General features: G+C 50.9%; 5 tRNA genes. All 5 read left to right on the plus strand.

Going from position 1 to position 428, the window contains the following annotated elements:
- The first annotated feature begins 18 nt into the window (after window positions 1–18).
- The 5 genes from OM416_RS31720 (at window position 19) to OM416_RS31740 (ending at window position 422) form a co-directional block, all read left to right on the plus strand.
- Window positions 19–94: transfer RNA gene (locus tag OM416_RS31720), tRNA-Asn, on the plus strand.
- Window positions 95–97: 3 nt separating this feature from the next.
- Window positions 98–170 (plus strand) — tRNA-Thr (locus tag OM416_RS31725).
- Between the two features lie 10 nt (window positions 171–180).
- Window positions 181–252: transfer RNA gene (locus tag OM416_RS31730), tRNA-Glu, on the plus strand.
- A 7-nt stretch (window positions 253–259) separates the two neighbouring features.
- Window positions 260–335: transfer RNA gene (locus tag OM416_RS31735), tRNA-Val, on the plus strand.
- A 12-nt stretch (window positions 336–347) separates the two neighbouring features.
- Window positions 348–422: transfer RNA gene (locus OM416_RS31740), tRNA-Gln, on the plus strand.
- Window positions 423–428 lie beyond the last annotated feature (6 nt).

The raw sequence follows: 428 nt of genomic DNA on the forward strand, positions 1-428 counted from the left end.
CCTGCAAATGCATAATATTCCCTGATAGCTCAGTTGGTAGAGCACTCGACTGTTAATCGAGTTGTCACAGGTTCGAGCCCTGTTCGGGGAGCCATTTGCTCTCATAGCTCAGTAGGTAGAGTGCATCCATGGTAAGGATGAGGTCACCGGTTCGATCCCGGTTGAGAGCTTTGAAAATGGGGCCCGTTGGTCAAGGGGTTAAGACACCTCCCTTTCACGGAGGTAACAGGGGTTCGAATCCCCTACGGGTCATATAGATGGAGGCTTAGCTCAGCTGGGAGAGCATCTGCCTTACAAGCAGAGGGTCGGGGGTTCGATCCCCTCAGCCTCCACCATCTAATTTTTAATGGGGATTAGCCAAGCGGTAAGGCAACGGACTTTGACTCCGTCATGCATAGGTTCAAATCCTATATCCCCAGCCATTTTAT

It is taken from the genome of Paenibacillus sp. LS1 (assembly GCF_026013365.1).
In the GTDB taxonomy this organism is placed as follows: domain Bacteria; phylum Bacillota; class Bacilli; order Paenibacillales; family Paenibacillaceae; genus Paenibacillus.